Consider the following 19,438-nt stretch of genomic DNA (forward strand, 5'->3'; position numbering starts at 1 on the left):
CGAAAAAAGGCAGCACAACATGAGGTATAGCACACTGATACCAAACATTGTTAAACTTCCACAATAATTATATCACACCCGCTTTCAAATTGCAACATAAAAGCTCATTTTTTTCGCGAATTTTTACAGAATTGTAAACTGCGGCAATTTGCATATTAGTAATTTAGTGATTTTGACTGTTCTGTCCAAAAATTTGAATACTACTATACAAAAAAACGCTGCATTTTCTACAGTATAGTTTATTTATTTTACTATAAGTACCCCGTTTTTGAATTTCGGACGGCGTATACTATTATAATATACTGTCATTATTTACTGAATATTCTCGGGGCTCGTTTACATCTCGCGGACAGCTCTCCAGAGCTCCTGTGCCGTCTCCATATTTACTCCTGCCGCAGCAGCTAACTCCTCGGGAGAAGCCTCCCTCAGCTTAGCTATGGTCTTGTATCTCATGAACAGCTTCGCAGCCTTTTTCTCGCCTATTCCTCGTACTTTCAGCAGCTCCGAGCTGTAGGTCTTTTTCTTGTGCTTTGAGTGCATGAAGCTGACAGAGTAGCGGTGCACCTCGTCCTGTATCCTCGTCACCAGATCAAATACTGATCTCAGGCTGTTTATCTGTATCTCCCTGCCCCCCGTTGCTATGGCGCGGGTACGGTGCTTGTCGTCCTTGACCATGCCGAAAAGCGGGATATCCAGTCCCAGCTCCCGAAGCAGCGGAGCTACGGCATTTACGTGCCCCTTTCCGCCGTCAAGGAGTATCAGGTCGGGAGTCCTTGTGAAAAACTCGTCCCCCTCTCCTGTGACGATATGCATGAGCCTCCTTTTCAGCACCTCGCGCATGCTTCCGTAGTCGTTTTGCAGCTCCTGCTCTTTGACGGTAAAGCGCTTGTAGGCTTTTTTCAGCGGTCTGCCGTCCTCAAATACTACCATTCCCGCAACCATTGACTCCGACGACAGATTGGAAATGTCGTAAGCCTCGATATATCGGGGCGGCTTGGCAAGCCCCAGACTTTGTCCCAGCTGCTCCAGAGCAATGACCTCTTTGCCTGTGCGGTCGTTTTTTATTGCGGCATATTCCGCACTGTTATTTTTTGCAAGCTTCAGAAGCTCCAGCTGTCTGCCCTTCTGAGGCACATGGAGCTTCACCTTGCGCCCTGCCTGTCCCTCCAGCATCTCCGTAAGGAGCTCCGAGTCCTCCGGCATATGGTCAACAATGACAGAGTGCGGTATATCAGGCTTTTTATAGTAAAATTGCAGCATGAACCAGCTGAGAATGTCGTCGCCCTCATCGGGCAGCGGAAACTCAAAGACAGCCTTGTCGAAAAGTCTGTTTTCGCGGTACATGAGCACAGAAATATACAGTCCGTCATAAAATTCGGCAACGCCGATAACATCTGCGGAGTCCACGCCGCTGTTGATTATTTTCTGCTTTTCGGACGCCTTTCTGACGGCGTTTATCCTGTCGCGGAGCATAGCCGCTTTCTCAAATTCAAGGGCTTCCGCAGCTTCGTTCATCTCCGCCTCCATGCGCTCCACGGACTGTGCGCTGCCGCTCTTTATGAACTCCACAGCCTGCTCGACAGCGCTGCGGTAATCCTCGGCGCTTATCCTGCCGCGGCACACTCCCATGCACTGTTTGATGTGGTAGTTGAGACAGGGACGGCTTTTGCCGAAATCCTGCGGAAACTTACGCCTGCAGGTGGGCAGCATGAACACGCGGTTCGCCTCGTTGACGGCTTCCTTTGTGATGAATCCGCTGGTGTAGGGACCCAGATAGCGTCCGCTCTGCTTGGTGTTTTTCTCGTTGGTAATGCGGGGGTATTCCTCGTCGGAAATGCGTATATAGTGGTAGCCCTTGTCGTCTTTCAGGAGAATATTGTACTTTGGCTTGTGCTGCTTAATGAGACTGCATTCCAGCAGGAGAGCCTCATATTCGCTGTCCGTAACGATGAAGTCATAGTCATAGACATTGGACACCATTGCGGCAACTTTCGGCGTATGGTCGGGATTCTCGCGGAAGTAGCTGCTCACGCGGTTGTGGAGATTTTTCGCCTTGCCGATGTAGATTATGGAGCTATCCTTGCGGCGCATAATGTATACACCCGGGGACGCAGTCAGTTTAGCAGTTTTTTCGCGCAGATACGGCAGTCTCGGATTCATAAAATCTCCCCTTTCTCAAAAAGTAAAATGTCCCTATGAATGGGATTCCAAAGGGACTGTGTTCCTTTGGCGGAGTGACTCCCCATAAGATGGGGAGATGTCGCGTAGCGTCAGAGGGGACGTACCAGTAAGGTCAGAGGCAGCGCCTCTGGTCGCTGTTCCCAGCTTTCAGAGAACAGTGAAACTATACGAAGGCGCTCCTAACAGGAGCGACGACCCTCTGCCCTTCGGGCATCTCCCTGTACTACAGGGAGTCACCGCAAGGGTGAATTCTAAAAACAGTCCGGTGGACTGTTTTTAGAAGAGGGACGCCCTGCAAGTGAGGGCGTCCCTTTTATCAAGGCTGTCGAGGACGCCAGCCCCTACAAGGCGTATTTAACAAGCAGACGACCAATGGTCATCCCTACATTGAAATATTTCGGGCGGATAATATCCGCCCCTACTAACGGCTCTTTCTCACTTGTCTGCGGATATAGCGGAACACCTCGTCCTCGCCCTTGTCACGGAGCATTGTCAGCAGGAATTCCAGCTTCGCCGCTGTTGTCTTTTCAATAACACGCCGCGGCTTCGCTCTGAGAAAATATTCCAGCGGCATTGAGTCGTTGTAATTATCCTTGTTGTAGGTCTTTGACGCCGCAACACGGTCGCAGAACATCTCAAATATGAATATATCGGGCATTTTCACAGGTTCAAGCCTTTTCGTTTTCATGTTGTAGTCCGTCCAGTACTCGAAGTGATGGCGGTTCCTGCCCTTGTGATGCATCCAAGCCTTGGAAGCTCCGTCCACCTCACGCTCACGCTCGTTTGGACTTCTGTCTCCCTGAAAATAGCGAACTCCCGGGATAAACTCCGTAGGTGAGAATTTGGACAGGTCGTGGAGCAGTCCCCTCAGCGGTATGCCTGCCTTGACGCAGTGGATAAACACCTTGTGGCGGTGCTGGAGCACGGTCCGCAGGTGTCCGAAAAAATTCTCAATAAGCATTGGAACGCTCCTCACTGTAGCTTCCGCTTATGTCAAGCACGCTTTCTTTTTCGATGAGCTTTCCGCTGATTATGCGGCGTCCCTCCCTGTATTTCGGGTCTGCAAGCTTCTTGACCATAATTTTGACCGAGACCTCCGCCATTTTCGCAAGGTCCACCTCAACTGTCGTTATAGTCGGTATACAGATACTTGATACGGTATAATTATCGTAGCCCACCACACTTATATCCTCGGGAACGCGGACTCCCTTGGTCTTTAGCGCCGATATTACGCGGAATGCGGTCTCGTCGCAGTTGCACACGAAAGCCGTGGGCATCTCCTCGGGGAAGTCTATCTTTTCGTTGAGTATACCCTTTTCGTTACGGTCGCCGATTATCCATTCCCTGCGGAATTCCAGCTCATTTTCCATTATGCACTTGACATATCCGAGATAGCGGTCGTTGATGCTGCTGGTGGCGTTGAGAGTACCGAAAAAGCCGATTTTGCGGTGTCCCTTTGACACGAGGTAGTCGGTGAGGATATATCCGCCGTTGAAGCTGTCGGAAATTACGGAATCGATATCGTATCTGTTGTCGTAGAAGTCCACGAACATCAGCGGCATGGTCAGCTTGCTGAGACATTTTATGTAGCTCCTGTGGACCTGTCCGATGACGATAACGCCGTCCACCTTTCCCTCTGCCACCATATTCGGCAGTATGCCGTTGGTCTCGCTGTCTGCCGTAACGCACTCATAAACGGTACATACGTTATGCTGCGAGAGCTGATTTGAAATGCTGGCAGTAAGCTCCCAGTAGAACGTACCTCTTGCACCGACAAAGCGCTCGGAGGTAAGGATACCAACATTTTTGCTCACCTTTGACATTGAAAGGCGCTTTCTTTCGCTTTTGGTATTTGATGGCTTATAGCCCATTTTTTCCGCTGTTTCACATATGCGTTTTCTCATCTGCTCGCTGACTCCGTCACGTCCCGCAAGAGCATTGGACACTGTTACCACGCTTACGCCCAGCTTTGCGGCGATGTCCAGCATTTTAACTCCGTTTTTCATATGTCACCTCTTTTAAGTATTCGACGCTGCTGCAATTTAGCTGATAATACTGTAAGTTCTGAGTTTTTGCCTTAAATTAACAAGATATATTATATCATGTTTTAAGTAAAAAATAAAGATATTTTTTGAATTTTGTTAAAGCCATACAATGAGCAGTACGATTTTTGTGCATATAAACAAGAGCCGAAAAGTCGGATAAAACTAAGAAAGGGATTCCAAAGGGACTGTGTTCCTTTGGCGGAGTGACTCCCCATAAGATGGGGAGATGTCGCGTAGCGTCAGAGGGGACGTACCAGTAAGGTCAGAGGCAGCGCCTCTGGTCGCTGTTCAAAGTTTTCAGAGAACAGCGAAATAATACGAAGGCGCTTCGCAAGGAGTGAATCAAAAAACAGTCCGGTGGACTGTTTTTGAGAGGGTGACTCCCCACGGTGTGGGGAGATGTCGCGTAGCGACAGAGGGGACGGGCACGATTAGTGCCGCCTTGCAAGTGAAGGCATCCCCTATTAAAATCGCGTTATTTCTTATCCTTATTACCGCCATATTGGTGCAGGAACGGGTATACCTCATCATAGGAAGCTCTCTCGATACTGTCCTCTGCGGAATAAGGGGTAAGTCCCGTCGTATTGCCCCATGAAGCCGACGGGCAGATATACTCCTCGTCGTCTTCGGGATCGGGAACGGGTATCTTTTTCTTGTTTTTGCTCATAAAAAATCATCTCCCACAGCTATTATCTGCGGGAGATGAACTATTATTCATTATTCTTCTGGAGAATCGTTCACCGTCCGGGTGATATCGGGCTTTCCGCCCTCCTCCTTGTCAGGAGCTCCGATCTTTGCATCGGGCTCGTATTTAAGTATGATCTCCTTGACCTTCTCGTCACGGGTAAGTCCGTAGGTCATTTTCAGAGCCTTCAGCGCATTGGGGATATCCTGATCAATGAGATAATTCGCAGAAAGCTGAGCCGCTACAGAGACAACGTCCTCATTGGGACCGAACTCAAAGTCATACTTCTTCATGACCTCGGCGATCTCCTCCTGAGTGGGCTGCTTGATAGGGCTGCCCTTGCGGTTTGCGATATCTCTCAGTTCATATGGAATGGCAGGATGCGGTGCAAAGAGAAGACTTGCTGTAAGGAAAGCCACAGCGTCATCAAACTCGCCCATATCCGTCAGGATATAGCCTACATTGGCGTAAACTCGCGCAATAGCCGCAGGTGAGGAAGCGCATTTAAGAGTATCTCTTGATGTTTCAAGGGTCATTCTCTTGTTTTTCAGAAGCTTATACACCTCAGCAAGCTCGAATCTGGGTCCGCAGTCCACGGGGTTGTACTCGATGGCGTCCTCAAGAACGGGGATCGCGTCAACGGGTGAGCCCGTATCTACCAGCAGATAGCCGTATGTAGTGATGTATGTAGCAAAATCGAATGGAGTACGGTTAAGTGTTTTCTCAGGCTTGTATCTCAGCTGATACAGATTGTCCTCAAAGGGATTCCTGAGAGAAACGAACTTGTTATTCTCGCCGTCCTTGTAATCCAGCTTTATCTTCTTGTAGAGTCTCTCCGCAAGAGATTTAGCCTCGGCGATATTCTTTTCGCGTATGAGCTTGATTATCTTTTCATGCATGCGGTCAAGACGCATACCGTCAAGGGTGATGAGTCTTTCTATCTCGTCCTTCTGTGCCTGCGGCATAAGCTCGAGAAGGAGCTCAGTTGCGGCGTTCACGCCGTCCAGATCTTTCTTCTCGGCAAAGCGCTCCGCCTCAGCACGAAGGAACTTGTTGTCCTCTTCGGCAGAGCCTGTGAGCTTAGCCCTCAGCTCTTCGAGGATCTTGTTTTCTGCCATTGTTTTTCCTCATTTCGTTTATATCTGACAGGATCAGAAGCCTCTCTTGTTCATTTCCTTTCTGAACTTGGCATCGATCTTATCCTGCTTCTTCTTAGCCTTCAGCTCGGACTTTGTCATGTAGCGAACGTCCTTGTCGTATGACTGCTGAGTTCTTACAGGAGAATTGCCGCCTCTTCTGTTGTATGATGAAGCAGGAGCCTTATACTCGTCGAATACAGGCACATTCTGCTGTGACTGAGCCATCTGTCTCTTCTTTGCGGAATCATCGCCCATTGTGGAGAGAACGTCCTCAACAGAATTGAGGATAGGGCTGTTAGCCTGAAGTCCCTGTGTCTCGATGAGGTTCTTGTCAGCGTACGCTCTTGAGCTTGAGATAGCATTGATGAAAGCCTGTGATGTTGACTTAGCATGTGGGTTTACAGCTATCTTTGAGATATTAGCCTGTGGAACGCCTGTTGTGGGAACGGGCTTCTTGGGAACGATAGACTTTGCGGGAGCCTGCTGTGCGGGAGCAGGAGCTGCTGCTGCCTGCTGTGCCTGAGCTGCTGTCTGCTGTGCAGGAGCTGCTGCCTGCTGAGGCTGAGCGTTAAGGGGAGCGAATACAGGCTTGCCGTTCTGGTCATAGCCCATAAGTCTCATTGGAACGTACTTGTATACAGGCTGATTGTTTGCGTCATAGCCTGCGAACTGGGGAACCTTTACGATCTGGGGCTGAGTCTGCTTTGGCTGCTCAGCGTTTACATCCTGTGCCTCAGCACCGGGTGCTGTATAATTATTATAATCACTCATGTTAAATTCAAACTCCTCTTCTGCCATATAAGGCGCATTATAGATTGGTGCGTTTATATCATCAAGCACAGGTGCCTGCATATAGTCAAGACCTTGTGCCGCGATGTCATTGTAAATTGGGATCTCATCAAAGTCAGGTGCGGTGATATCGTCTACCATAGGTGCACCGCTGAGAGCCTCTGCCGCAAGCTGTGCTGCGGGTGGGAGCTCGTCGAACTCGGGAGCTGCGATATCATCAACTGTAGGAGCTCCGCTGAGAGCCTCTGCTGCAAGCTGTGCTGCGGAAGGAAGCTCATCGAACTCGGGGGCTGTGATATCGTCAACTGTAGGTGCTCCGCTGAGAGCCTCTGCCGCAACGCTTGCAGCAGACGGGAGCACGTCGGTTTCGGGAGCTACGATATCCTCAACAAGCGGGATATCGCCGTACATATAAGCAGTATTCGGATCTATCGGCTGACCGTAAACGGGAGCATTCGCACTGTCCGCAGCCTGGATATTTTCAGGAGCAGGAGCATTCATGCCGCCTGAGGGTACTCCGCCGTAGGGCTTGGCAGCTGCTTCGATGGCAGCATTGATGTCGTCGATAACGGGAGCTGAGATATTCTCTATTATCGGAACTGAAAGCTCTGCCATTTCTCCCGGCTGAACGTTTTCATAGCCGTCGGGTACAGCAGGAGCCACACCGTCGGCAGCCACCTCACCGCCGAAGAACTGGTCTGCCACATAATCCCACGCCGTATCCTGTGGAACGTTCATTATAGGAGCGTCAGCATACTCGTCAGCTGTAACAGGCATACCCTGTATAAGATTGCCCTGAGCATCGTAAAGTGGCTGGCTTCCGTCGTAAATAACAGGCTGTCCGTATGCAGGAGCTTCCTGAACGGGAGCGTTATTTATGGAGAACAGGTTCATTATGTCCTCATCGCTGTGTATGGGCTCAACAGGAGCAGGTATTGAGGGCTGCTCGTATCCGTAGCCTCCCACAGGCTGCTGAGGCGCATTATAATAAGGTTCTGTATCTGTATTCTGTGTTTGTTCCGGAGTAGGTATAGCGAACTGTGCAAGGAAATCATCCTGTTGCTGAGCCGCAGCAGTGGGAGCAGGTGCTGCTGTCTCACCGGGTTTGTTTATTGCGAACTGTGCGAGGAAATCGTCCTCGGCAGCAGGTGAACCTGCGGGTACAGGTGAAGGTGCAGGTGCCTGTGCTTCATTTTGCGGAGCATTTATAGCGAACTGTGCAAGGCTTTCGTCCATTGCGATGCCCGTACCGGGGATATTGTTATCAGGCTTGCCGTTGAACCGTGCATAGAGCTCCTGCTCTTCGGCTTCCCTTGCTGCTTCCTCGGCAGCTCTTTTCTCCTCCGCAGCTTTTCTCTGCTCTTCCTGAGCCTTTCTTCTTGCTTCCTCTTCTTTTCTCTTGGCATCTGGATCTCTTGTGATCCTTGCGGTAGTATTTCCCAGCGGAACGATGCCTGCGTCGTTCATGCCGAGCTTCTCACGCTTTTTCTCTTCCTTGAGAAGAAGAGCCATTTCCTTTTTGTCAGCCTTTATAAGCTTTTTCGCCAGGCTGGCTTTACATTTCTCACAGGTTATCTCCTTCAGATCCGTCATCTGTGAAGTTCTGTGGAAACGAGTTACGTTTTCAGGCTTAAGAAGGTTGATACCACAGCCTGTTTTCTTTTCGTTTTCGGTTCCGTGAACCAGCTTGTCAAACGAAGATGTTACCAGTGTTATATCCATATTCCTCTCTCCCAACCGCAGCAAACGCCGCTTTTTCCGCTTTTACGGCAGCGGAACGCCGATTTCCCACATCATCACGGTACCTTGCTCTGTCTGTGATCTCCGACCACCGCCTGCGGAGTGTCCGTGACGCGAACAACTATACAAGTATATTATACATGACATTTCAAAAAAAATCAACACTTTCTTCAAAAATGAACGCAAAAATTATACCGATTTTAAAATTTTCGGTGAAAATAACAAATCGTTATTGATTTTTTTGTCAGAAATTCCATACTTTGTTTAAGGTAAATTATACAAATAATATCATGCCCGGAACCGCCTTATATCGCGTTTTTTTGCGTTCCCGCATCATTTTCTGCTCCCGCCGCGACTATCAGATAGTCCAAAAACAGCGTCCTTATGTGCCATTATTTTACATAGGTGTAAAAAATTATGAAATCATACATTTTGCTATTGCATTATCACTGATTTTGTTGTATTATTAATAGTGTATTGGCAGATACGGAAACGCCTTTCCCGCCTCTGCCCAAGCTTCTTTGAAGGAGGAAAAAACGTGAAACTCGTTTCAGTAGTAGTTCCATGCTATAATGAGCAGGAAGTCCTGCCCATGTTCTACGAAGAGATAACCAAGGTCTCCGACCGGATGTCAAAGGATTTTCCCGAGCTCACCTTTGAGTATCTTTTCATCAATGACGGCTCAAAGGACACAACTCTTGACATTCTCCGCTCCCTGTCGGAAAGGGACAAGCGGGTAAGATATATTTCGTTTTCCCGTAATTTCGGTAAGGAATCGGGCATGTACGCAGGTCTGAAGAACGCAAAGGGCGACTTCGTCGTGGTCATGGACGCAGACCTCCAGCACCCCCCTGCTTTTCTGCCGAAGATGTACAGCTATGTGCGAAACGGCGAGTACGACTGCGCTACAACGCGCCGCGTCAGCAGACAGGGCGAATCAAAGGTCCGCTCATGGTTCGCAAGGCTTTTCTATAAAATAATGAACAAAATTTCCCAGACCGAGATAGTGGACGGCGCTCAGGACTTCCGCTTCATGACAAGACAGATGGTGGACGCCATTCTCGATATGTCCGAGTACAACCGCTTCTCAAAGGGCATATTCAGCTGGGTAGGCTTCAACACCCGCTATATCGAATACGAAAACGTAGAGCGTCCTGCAGGCACCTCTTCATGGTCCTTCTGGGGACTATTCAAGTACTCTCTCGAGGGCATTATGGCATTCTCAACAGCTCCGCTGGCTATCGCCTCCCTGCTGGGAATCATAACCTGCCTCATAGCCTTTGTACTGATAGTCATCACTATAATCAGGTCGATGTTCGGCTGGCTCGACGCTCCCGACGGCTATCCCACCATGCTGTGCCTCATATTCCTTTTCAGCGGCCTGCAGCTTTTCAGCGTGGGAATACTGGGACAGTACCTTTCCAAGACATACCTTGAGACGAAAAATCGTCCGATCTATATAACCAAGGAGACTGAGGACATCTACCGCCAGCGCAAGGCTGAGGCTCAGAATCCGGCTCCTGTCAGCGAATCGGAAAATGAAAGCAGGTAAACGCGGGGAAGGGACGAAAGTATTGAATAAACAAACGAGACTCATAGTCTCTGTGCTGTTTATCGGTATCATCGTCCTCGCAGTCGCTATCACGCGCTTTTATTCCAGAACGGAAAAAAGTGCCGTAAGCAGCGGCTCCCAGACCATAATCGAAAAGAAGCTGGGCTTTGATTCGGCAGGCAACCGCGCTTTTCAGAACAGTGAGGGACTTGTGGGCATCATCGACAGCAGCGAGCATGTGATAGTCTCACCCGAGTGGCAGACCATAAAGTTCACAGGCAACAGTGACAGGTGTATTGCTTCAAAGCATCTGCACAATAAAGAGATGTACGGCTGCATCGACTACGAGGGAAACATCGTAGTGCCTTTTGTCTATTCGGATATAAAGCAGGCTGCCAGCCCCGAGCGCGTACTCTACATTGCCAGAACAGATGATAAAAAGTCCTCTGTGGTCTACAACAGCAACTTCGATCCCTGCTTCTCAAGAGCATGGGACAACTGCTCATACGCCAACGGTGAGCTCAGCGTCACATCGGGCAGCAGCACCTATACCTACCATGTCACGAGCTCGGAATTTATTTTCGATCACGCTGTCATAAACGGAACATGCAAGAACTGTCCCTACAGCATGAAGATCACAGCTCAGGGACTGACGATCCCCATGATGGAAAAAATAAGAGACACCGTCGAAAAGTATCTGGAGTTCGCTTACGAAATGGACGACGCGAAAGCACTGAAGCTTCTCGACGAGCTTGGAAATGCTCCCGAAAACGCTTTCCGCAGACTGTTCCCCGATGAGAAGAACATCACGCTAAGGAAGCTTATAGCTCTGACCGAAATCAGCGTCCAGCCCAAAGAATCCAACGATAAGATACCCCATTATGAAGCTTCTGTGACCGCAGATACAGGTATCATCTATAAGGATCAGAACAACCAGCGCAATAAGATCAGGGACGATTACAAGGCTGTCATAGAATTTACAGGCAGCTCCGATACCGACCTCAAAGCGGTATCAGGCGCCTTTGAACAGGAAAAGCCGAATTATCACGAGACCGAGCCTGAGCCCGAAACTCAGCCCGATGTCCCGCAGGGAGCTTTGCCGCAGGAAAACTGACATAGAGGAAACAATATGAAAAAGATACTTGCATTCATCGCTGCGGCTGAACTGCTCATATCGGCAGGCTGCGGAAGAACGGCCGATCCTGCCAATGAGGCAGAGGAAAGCACGACTGTAACAGAGGCTGAGACTGCTGCCGAGGAGGACACTACTACCACCACCGACAGCTCAGAAAAGTTCGGCACAGAATTCTTTATGCTCCAAGATATAAGGCTTGGCATGACCGAGGCGGAGGTAAAGGCGTTAATAGATACCGATTTTGAGCGCAGCGAGGAAAAGGTCAACTCTATCGGTCCCGATGTGGTTTATTACAATATCCCCTTTGACAGCTTTCCGTACCTCGGTATCGACATGGAGGGATATGAACGCTTGGCGTTTGTTCCCGACGGCGAGCTCATAAGCATGGCCTGTCATTTCGGAGTTACCGACAATGACTACACCGTAAAGAACAAGCACTCCGAGAAAGAAATAAAAGCCGTATACGACAAGCTTTTTGAGCAGATACATGAGCATTACGGCGACTATTTCACCACTAATGATAAGTTTGACAATTTTATCGGCGACGCAGGCTGGAGCAACAGCTTCGGCAGCCTGTCCCTCACGGCTGTATATCTCCCCGATAAGGAGACAGGCGACGTTTACATGCAGGATATGTCAGACGAAGCTTACGGCAAGCTGCTTGCAAGTGCAAAGAAAAAAGCGCAGGAGACCACAACAGACAGCAGCAATAAAACTCTGCTTGACGGAGAGCTTATATCCGAGGGAAGCCTGTTCTCTCAGCTGGATTCCAGGTTCACAATAGATCAGGCGCTTTCCTTTATCGGCAAAGAACCTGCCTACAGTGAGGAAAGGATCTCTTGTCCGTTCTATGAGTGGAATTTTGACAAGGACGATGCCTTCGGCACGGAGCTCCCTTTCACACTCTATGTTGAATTCGACAAGTCAAAAGACCGTATCAGTTCCTATGGATACGAACTTGGCGTGCACCGCATTGACGGCAGATATGAAAGCCTTTGCGACAAGGACGAGATCAAAAAGATATTCAAAGCTCTCACTCCGAGGTTTGAAGCCGAATACGGCACGAGAAGCAATGAAGACATCGGCAGTGACAGCATTTATATGTGGGATGACCCGAATCTGACCCTGTTATTATTATCAGACAGCGAATCCACCGATATTATCGGCAGCAACTTCATATGCATAGCAAGGTCATATGAATAAATATAAAGAAACGGAGAAATGAAAAATGTCTAAGAAAGTTGCAGTTATCATGGGAAGCGACAGCGACTTCCCTGTTGTAAAATCAGCTCTCACTGAGCTCAAAAAGTACGGCGTTGAGTTTGAGTGCCGCGTAATGAGCGCTCACAGAACTCCCGCACAGGCTTGCGAATTTGCTTCAAATGCAAGAGCAAACGGCTTCGGCGCCATAATCTGTGCCGCAGGCATGGCTGCTCACCTTGCAGGCGTTGTGGCAGGTCACACAACTCTCCCCGTTATCGGTATCCCCATGAAGTCCAAGGCTCTTGAGGGAGTTGACGCACTTCTGGCTACAGTCATGATGCCTCCGGGAGTACCTGTTGCTACAGTAGGTATCGACGGAGCGAAGAACGCTGCCGTTTTAGCTGTACAGATGCTGGCTATCGCCGACGAGGAGCTGGCTGCAAAGCTTGCTGCCGAGAAAAAGTCAATGGCTGATGGCGTTATCGCAAAGGACAAAGCTTTACAGGAGCAGATAGCTGCTCTCTGAGCCGTAAATATAACATAAAACAACAAAAGGAGGTCTGACCATGACACCCGAAGAAAGAAAAGCAAACTCCGAGAAGATACTCACTCAGAAAGGCATAGACTTTCAGGAAGAGCTTGAGCCTATAAAGTCTGCCGATCAGGTAAAGCTCAGAAGCTTTGACGAGATATGCAGGCGTGCAGTAGCCGCCCTGCTCTCCACACAGGCTGCTATCGAGCTCAACGACAACAATCCCGAGGGTATGGAGAAATTCAAGCGCCTTATGGTTTATTTCGGCGTTGAGAACGATCTCAACTCATATGAGACCCGTGTCATGGAGAACAAAGCCTCCGAGCAGGACTTGGTAGCGGTAGTCTGGGAATACGAATGCTGCTGGGCACTTTTCTGGGCTCTGGGACTTCTTGACGACATCACAGATGCCGCTGAGATATGCGACTGCAAAACGGCTATCAACTTTGTTTCACAGTGCGAGAGCATGGAGGACTTCAAGAGCCAGTGCAGTCTCAGAAGTGCTGACGAGATACTTGATATGGCTGACCTCTATTTCCGCTATGACTGGGCTTGCGATCATCACGCCTACATTGACAGCGACTGGAATATCGGCGGTCTTGACAAAGACATCGTATACGAGCGCAGACTCGCTATCGAGTGGACAATGAGCAGTACCGACGACTGGTTCAAAATGAGTCTCGACACATGATAAGTAATTTCGATACACTTTTATTCGATCTGGACGGCACTCTTACAGACTCCACCGAGGGCATAGTCAAGTGCCTTGAATACGCCTTAGAGCGCATGGGCTACGATATTCCCGAGGATACCAATAAATTTCTCGGGCCGCCGCTGTACACCTCCTTTGCGGAGTTCTGCGGCATGAACGAGGAGCAGGTCAACGAGGCTGTAGGGATATTCCGCGAGAGGTACTCCACCGTGGGACTGTTCGAGAACCGCGTCTACGACGGTATCCCCGAAATGCTGAAAAGGCTTCAGGACGGCGGCAAAAGGATAATGGTCGCCACAAGCAAGCCCGAGGTATACGCAGTGCGTATCTTTGACAGGTTCGGGCTCTCCCCTTTCTTTGAAATAGTGGGCGGAGCCAATATCAACGGCACCCGCAACAACAAGGACGAGGTCATCGAGTACGTTCTCGAAAAGGCAGATATTTCCGACAGGAGCCGCGTGCTCATGATAGGAGACCGCAGACAGGACGTTCTCGGCGCTCATAAGACAGGTCTGAAATGCATGGGTATACTCTGGGGCTTCGGCTCAATAGAGGAGCTCACGGAAGCAGGTGCTGACTACATCGCAGAAACACCCGAAAAAGCAGCGGATATGCTTTTATAGCTATTAGCCGTGAGCCATTAGCCGTTAGCTAAAAAATGTGTCTTCTCCGCAGACTGATTTAAATTTCCCGCCGAAGGCGGCACAACAGGCTAAGGGCTAAAGGCTAAAGGCTTAACAAACGAATACAATTCCCGTAATGCTGCGGGATTGCATATATAATCATTTATATAATTCTCAAGGAGGAATTTTAAAATGTCAAACATCGAAAAGAAGGAACAGCTCTATGAGGGCAAGGCTAAGAAGGTCTATGCCACAAACGATCCTAACCTCGTAATCGTTGATTACAAGGACGACGCAACTGCGTTCAACGGTGAAAAGAAGGGCACTATCACAGGTAAGGGCGTTATCAACAACAAGATGACAAACTTCATGTTCAAGATGCTCGAAAAGGAAGGCGTTCCCACTCATCTCGTTGAGGAGATAAGCGACCGCGAAACTATCGTAAAGAAGGTTTCCATCGTTCCCCTTGAGGTAATCATCAGAAACGTTGCCGCAGGCAGCTTCTCAAAGAGAATGGGCGTTGAAGAAGGCAAGCAGCTCCTCTGCCCTATCCTTGAATTCAGCTATAAGAACGACGATCTCGGCGATCCCTTCATCAACGACTACTATGCACTTGCTCTCGGTATCGCTACAAAGGAAGATATCGACACTATCTCAAAGTATGCTTTCAAGGTAAACGAGTTCATGGTTAAGTTCTTCAAGGGTCTCAACATCGACCTCATCGACTTCAAGATCGAGTTCGGTAAGACTGCTGACGGCACTATCATCCTCGCTGACGAGATATCACCTGATACCTGCCGCTTCTGGGATTCCACAACTCACGAGAAGCTGGACAAGGACCGCTTCCGCAGAGATATGGGCGGCGTTGAAGAAGCATATCAGGAAATCATGAAGAGACTTATGGGAGAGTAATATATGGGCGGTTTTTTTGGTGCAGCCTCTAAAAACGACTGCGTTACCGACGTATTCTTCGGAACAGACTATCATTCACATCTGGGCACAAGAAGAGGCGGTATGACCTCATGGTCGGAGGAGAACGGATTCCAGAGAAATATCCACAGCATCGAGAATTCTCCCTTCCGTACAAAGTTCGAGAATGATGTTGTAAATATGAGAGGCAAGCTCTGTATCGGCTGTATCAGCGATACAGACCCTCAGCCTATCCTTGTGCGCTCAAAGCTGGGTATCTACGCTATTTGCTCTGTAGGCATCATCAGAAACGCAGACAAGCTGGTAGACGAGCTCCTTGAACAGGGCTGCGCTAACTTTGAGTCAATGAGCAGCGGCAATATCAACTCGGGCGACCTTATCGGCGCTCTCATCGCTCAGAAGAGCTCATTCGTTGAGGGTATCCGCTACGCTCAGGAGAAGATAGAGGGAACTATGTCCCTTATCATACTCACAGATAAAAGTATCATCGCCGCAAGAGACCGCTTCGGCAGACTTCCTATAATCATAGGCAAGAGAAGCGACGGCTTCTGCCTGTCAACCGAGTCATTTGCTTTCCAGAAGCTTGGCTATGCCACATACAGAGAGCTTGACGCAGGCGAGATAGTAGAGCTCACAGCCGACGAATGTAAGGTACTGGACAAGGGCGATCCTTCAAAGATGAAGATATGCACCTTCCTCTGGACCTACTACGGCTATCCCAATGCCGTATACGAGGGCGTAAACGTTGAAGTTATGCGTACCCGCAACGGTGAGATAATGGCTGAAAACGACATCAAGAACGGCAGACTTCCCGATGTTGACTACATCTGCGGAGTTCCGGATTCAGGCACTCCCCACGCTATCGGCTATGCAAACAAGAGCGGTATCCCATTTGCAAGACCGTTCATCAAGTATACTCCCACATGGCCAAGAAGCTTCATGCCCACAAACCAGAGCATGAGAAATCAGGTAGCCAAAATGAAGCTCATTCCCGTACATGAGCTCATAAACGGAAAGAAGCTCCTCTTCGTTGACGACAGTATCGTAAGAGGAACACAGATGAGAGAGACAGTAGAATTCCTCTACGAGCACGGCGCAAAAGAGGTACATATGCGCTCTGCCTGTCCTCCTATCATGTACGGCTGCAAGTACCTCAACTTCTCACGCAGCACCTCCGAGATGGAGCTTATCGCACGCCAGATAATCGACGAATTTGAGGGCCCCGTAGGCGTAAGACACATCGAGGAGTACAGCAATTCCGCAACTGAAAGAGGCCGCAGACTCAGAGATGAGATATGCAAGAGGCTCCGCCTTACCTCACTGGAATTCCAGACCCTTGAGGGCACAGAAAAGGCTGTAGGTCTCGAAGCCTGCAAGCTCTGCACATATTGCTGGAACGGTAAAGAATAAACTTATATTCTGTCTCCCTGCCTGCGGCAGGGAGACAGGCAACTATGGAGGTATATTAATGAACAACAGTTTTTCCGAAAGCTACAAGAAGGCAGGCGTTGACGTTACCGCAGGCTACAAGTCGGTTGAGCTCATGAAGGAGCATATCGCCCGCACTATGATAAAGGGCGCTCTCTCAGGCATAGGCGGCTTCGGCGGTCTCTTTGAGCTGGATATGACAGGTATCAGCAAGCCTGTTCTCGTTTCGGGCACAGACGGCGTTGGTACAAAGATCAAGCTCGCTTTCATCATGGATAAGCATGATACAGTAGGTATCGACTGCGTTGCCATGTGCGTAAACGATATCATCTGCTGCGGCGCAAAGCCACAGTTCTTCCTTGATTATATCGCCTGCGGCAAGAACTATCCAGAGAAGATAGCTACTATCGTTTCAGGCGTAGCAGAGGGCTGCGTTCAGGCACAGTGCGCTCTCATCGGCGGCGAGACTGCCGAGCACCCCGGTCTTATGCCCGAGGACGAATACGACCTTGCAGGCTTCTCTGTAGGTGTTGTCGACAAGGACAAGATCCTCCGGCCCGATACTCAGAAGGCAGGCGACGTTCTCATCGCTATCAAGTCCAGCGGCGTTCACTCAAACGGCTTCTCTCTCGTAAGAAGAGTATTTGACGTAAACGAGCAGAACCTCAATATGCACTTCGACGATCTGGGAACTACTCTCGGCGAATGCCTCCTCACACCTACACGCATCTATGTTAAGGCTGTAATGAGCCTTCTCGACGCTGTAAACGTTAAGTCTATCTCACATATCACAGGCGGCGGCTTCTATGAGAATATCCCACGTTCTCTCCCCAAGAACCTTGCAGCAAAGATCGAGAGGAACGCAGTACAGATACTTCCTATCTTCGACCTTATCAAGAGAACAGGCGATATCCCCGAGAGAGATATGTTCAACACATTCAATATGGGCGTCGGCATGATAGTATCAGTTGACAAGAACGACACTGACAAGGCTATAGCAGCTATCAAGGCTGCAGGCGAGGACGCTTACGTTCTGGGCGAGCTGGTCGAGTCCGAAGAGGGCGTTATCATCTGCTGATAAAGCAAACGACTCTTTAAACATCATAGCAATAACCGCAAAAATGTCCGAATTCAATGTAAAAACTTCAAGCACCACGGGATATGGGATTTGGAAATTTTAAAAAGACGGTGATGTTTATGAAATTCGTTAAAATAGCGGCTGTGGGAATGGTATGTGCCATTCTTGCAGTATCGCCTTTATACGGCGGAGCTGCTTCACAAATAGATTTTGACTATAACTGTGACGGCAGAGTGGACAGCTTCGACCTAATAACTGCACGAAAAAATGAGGAGATATCAAGAGCTGAGCTCAATGCTCTCCAGAAATTCGTGCTGGGAGTAAACGGCAAGGCTCCCACAGAATTTGAGATACCCGACCTGCCCATTGACGAGGACTGTATCCTTGAACCAAAGGGCACTGTACATACCGGCGAGGGCACCTTCTACGGCGGCGGATACACAGGCGGTCACGCTATGCTTGACCCTGTGTCCCATGACTACTGGATAGTCGCAATGAACCATTACGACTACAACGAGGCTCAGCTTGCAGGGGCTTATCTTGAAGTTACAGGTGAGTCGGGCACTATAAAAATGCTGGTAACGGACGAGCTCCCCGAGGGCAAAAAGGGCGACCTTGACCTCTATACGGACGCTTTCCCCCTTATCGCTCCCGTTGAGAAAGGCAGAGTTCCCGTAAGCTGGAAGATAATCCCCCTTGATACCGCGGAGAATGCTCCCATATGCTTCAAATACAAAGAGGGCAGCACGGAATTCTGGTGCGGAGTGCAGGTGCGCAATCACCGCTATCCTATAACCAAGCTTGAATACCTCAATGCAGACGGCGAGTTCGTGGAGATACCACGCCGTCCGTATAACTATTTCGAGTCAAGAGATATGGGCGCAGGTCCTTTCACTTTCCGCATAACCGATATATACGGTCAGGTAGTCATCGACAAGGATATCCCCCTCTCATACGACGATACCGAAATAATACAGGGACACGTTCAGTTCCCCGAATAATATTCGCTCTTGCGATAAAATAACAGGAGGAATACACAATGAAGAATATAGTCGTGCTCGTTTCGGGCGGCGGCACTAATTTACAGGCTCTTATCGACGCCGAAAAGTCGGGCGTCATCAAGGGCGGAAAAATAACCTGCGTTATCTCCTCAAAGGAGGGCGTTTACGCTCTCGAGCGTGCAAAAAACAACGATATTCCCACAAGAGTTATCCCCCGTAAAGAATACTCTGACAGCGTGAGCTACAGCAAAGCCATTCTCGCGGCACTTAACGAGGAAAAAGCCGACCTTGTGGTACTGGCAGGCTTTATGACTATCCTCGATGAGTGCGTCACAAAGGCTTACGCTTATAAAATAATAAACGTACACCCTGCACTTATTCCCTCATTCTGCGGCGAGGGCTTCTACGGACTTAAAGTTCACGAAGCTGCTCTTTCCTACGGAGTAAAGGTCAGCGGTGCTACCATACACTTCGTAAACGAAGAAGCCGACGCAGGAGCTATCATACTTCAGGGCGTTGTCAGCGTGGAAAAGGACGACACTCCCGAGGTGCTTCAGCGCCGCATAATGGAAAATGTGGAGTGGAAGCTTCTTCCACAGGCGGTATCTCTCTTCTGTCAGGACAGGATAGACATCGTTGACGGAAAGGCTTACGTAAAATAAAAT

Annotated in this window: 17 protein-coding genes; 11 read left to right on the forward strand and 6 right to left on the reverse strand. The window is 49.3% G+C overall.

Translation table 11 applies throughout. The annotated features are described in order from the left end of the window. Window positions 1–336: 336 nt before the first annotated feature. The 6 genes from uvrC to N774_RS0108775 all read right to left on the reverse strand — a co-directional run bounded on the left by uvrC (window position 337) and on the right by N774_RS0108775 (window position 8,561). Window positions 337–2,160: an excinuclease ABC subunit UvrC gene (gene uvrC / locus N774_RS0108750; protein ID WP_024860881.1), complete on the reverse strand. Its 1,824-nt coding sequence runs from the start codon at window positions 2,158–2,160 to the stop codon at window positions 337–339. 442 nt (window positions 2,161–2,602) lie between these two features. Continuing rightward, on the reverse strand, window positions 2,603–3,142 hold the full coding sequence (locus N774_RS0108755) for a DUF5662 family protein (RefSeq protein WP_024860882.1): 540 nt from the start codon (window positions 3,140–3,142) through the stop codon (window positions 2,603–2,605). Further along, window positions 3,132–4,187 carry a LacI family DNA-binding transcriptional regulator gene (locus N774_RS0108760; RefSeq protein ID WP_024860883.1) on the reverse strand — a complete coding sequence of 352 codons (1,056 nt, stop codon included), beginning with the start codon at window positions 4,185–4,187 and terminating at the stop codon, window positions 3,132–3,134. Before N774_RS0108760 ends, N774_RS0108755 begins: the two co-directional genes overlap by 11 nt. Before the next feature lie 514 nt (window positions 4,188–4,701). Next, window positions 4,702–4,893, reverse strand: a complete 192-nt coding sequence (locus N774_RS0108765) for a hypothetical protein (protein WP_024860884.1) — start codon at window positions 4,891–4,893, stop codon at window positions 4,702–4,704. Window positions 4,894–4,943: 50 nt separating this feature from the next. Continuing rightward, window positions 4,944–6,029: a hypothetical protein gene (locus N774_RS0108770; RefSeq protein ID WP_024860885.1), complete on the reverse strand. Its 1,086-nt coding sequence runs from the start codon at window positions 6,027–6,029 to the stop codon at window positions 4,944–4,946. Between the two features lie 33 nt (window positions 6,030–6,062). After that, window positions 6,063–8,561: a hypothetical protein gene (locus N774_RS0108775; RefSeq protein ID WP_024860886.1), complete on the reverse strand. Its 2,499-nt coding sequence runs from the start codon at window positions 8,559–8,561 to the stop codon at window positions 6,063–6,065. Between the two features lie 556 nt (window positions 8,562–9,117). On the opposite strand from N774_RS0108775, the gene N774_RS0108780 reads away from it, so the two are divergent. The 11 genes from N774_RS0108780 to purN all read left to right on the forward strand — a co-directional run bounded on the left by N774_RS0108780 (window position 9,118) and on the right by purN (window position 19,435). Further along, window positions 9,118–10,131: a glycosyltransferase family 2 protein gene (locus N774_RS0108780; RefSeq protein ID WP_024860887.1), complete on the forward strand. Its 1,014-nt coding sequence runs from the start codon at window positions 9,118–9,120 to the stop codon at window positions 10,129–10,131. Window positions 10,132–10,153: 22 nt separating this feature from the next. Beyond that, the gene (locus tag N774_RS0108785) at window positions 10,154–11,245 is read left to right on the forward strand and encodes a WG repeat-containing protein (RefSeq protein ID WP_196231543.1); all 1,092 of its coding nucleotides are present in this window, start codon (window positions 10,154–10,156) and stop codon (window positions 11,243–11,245) included. 15 nt (window positions 11,246–11,260) lie between these two features. Next, a complete protein-coding gene (locus N774_RS0108790; RefSeq protein ID WP_024860889.1) occupies window positions 11,261–12,469 on the forward strand; it encodes a hypothetical protein in 1,209 nt (402 codons plus the stop codon). A 25-nt stretch (window positions 12,470–12,494) separates the two neighbouring features. Continuing rightward, the gene (gene purE / locus N774_RS0108795) at window positions 12,495–12,995 is read left to right on the forward strand and encodes a 5-(carboxyamino)imidazole ribonucleotide mutase (protein ID WP_024860890.1); all 501 of its coding nucleotides are present in this window, start codon (window positions 12,495–12,497) and stop codon (window positions 12,993–12,995) included. A gap of 40 nt (window positions 12,996–13,035) precedes the next feature. Beyond that, a complete protein-coding gene (locus N774_RS0108800; RefSeq protein WP_024860891.1) occupies window positions 13,036–13,692 on the forward strand; it encodes a DUF4272 domain-containing protein in 657 nt (218 codons plus the stop codon). Beyond that, on the forward strand, window positions 13,689–14,336 hold the full coding sequence (locus tag N774_RS0108805) for an HAD hydrolase-like protein (RefSeq protein ID WP_024860892.1): 648 nt from the start codon (window positions 13,689–13,691) through the stop codon (window positions 14,334–14,336). Before N774_RS0108800 ends, N774_RS0108805 begins: the two co-directional genes overlap by 4 nt. Before the next feature lie 192 nt (window positions 14,337–14,528). Further along, window positions 14,529–15,248, forward strand: a complete 720-nt coding sequence (gene purC / locus N774_RS0108810; RefSeq protein WP_080770467.1) for a phosphoribosylaminoimidazolesuccinocarboxamide synthase — start codon at window positions 14,529–14,531, stop codon at window positions 15,246–15,248. A 3-nt stretch (window positions 15,249–15,251) separates the two neighbouring features. After that, window positions 15,252–16,676: an amidophosphoribosyltransferase gene (locus tag N774_RS0108815; protein ID WP_024860894.1), complete on the forward strand. Its 1,425-nt coding sequence runs from the start codon at window positions 15,252–15,254 to the stop codon at window positions 16,674–16,676. A gap of 58 nt (window positions 16,677–16,734) precedes the next feature. Then, window positions 16,735–17,772, forward strand: a complete 1,038-nt coding sequence (gene purM, locus N774_RS0108820; protein WP_024860895.1) for a phosphoribosylformylglycinamidine cyclo-ligase — start codon at window positions 16,735–16,737, stop codon at window positions 17,770–17,772. A 119-nt stretch (window positions 17,773–17,891) separates the two neighbouring features. Next, window positions 17,892–18,773, forward strand: coding sequence for an expansin EXLX1 family cellulose-binding protein (locus tag N774_RS0108825; protein WP_024860896.1), 882 nt, complete (start codon window positions 17,892–17,894; stop codon window positions 18,771–18,773). A gap of 38 nt (window positions 18,774–18,811) precedes the next feature. After that, window positions 18,812–19,435, forward strand: a complete 624-nt coding sequence (purN, locus tag N774_RS0108830) for a phosphoribosylglycinamide formyltransferase (RefSeq protein WP_024860897.1) — start codon at window positions 18,812–18,814, stop codon at window positions 19,433–19,435. Window positions 19,436–19,438 lie beyond the last annotated feature (3 nt).

The organism is Ruminococcus flavefaciens AE3010, assembly GCF_000526795.1.
GTDB classification, from domain to species: Bacteria; Bacillota; Clostridia; order Oscillospirales; family Ruminococcaceae; genus Ruminococcus; species Ruminococcus flavefaciens_D.